Source organism: Limosilactobacillus pontis DSM 8475 (assembly GCF_001435345.1).
In the GTDB taxonomy this organism is placed as follows: domain Bacteria; phylum Bacillota; class Bacilli; order Lactobacillales; family Lactobacillaceae; genus Limosilactobacillus; species Limosilactobacillus pontis.
In genome coordinates, this window is record NZ_AZGO01000048.1 from 1 (window position 1) to 203 (window position 203).

At 40.9% G+C, this 203-nt stretch carries 1 protein-coding gene; it reads left to right on the plus strand.

From position 1 onward, the window contains the following. A partial coding sequence (locus tag FD34_RS08395; RefSeq protein ID WP_162255395.1) for an ATP-binding protein occupies positions 1–142 on the plus strand: 142 nt, incomplete at its 5' end. Positions 143–203 lie beyond the last annotated feature (61 nt).

Here is a 203-nt window from a genome sequence, read left to right on the forward strand (position 1 = left end):
CATAACGACCAATGTCCCATTATCTAGTTGGGGTACGGTACTGCATAATCAAGCGGAGGCAATTTTAGATCGACTTGTCTACCACTCACATGTAATTAAGATCAAGGGTAAGTCATATCGACTAGCATCGGCCAATTCCTAAACCGCCCAAATCATACAATTTTATTCCGCCCTTTTATAACATTTTTAAACCGCCCTTGACA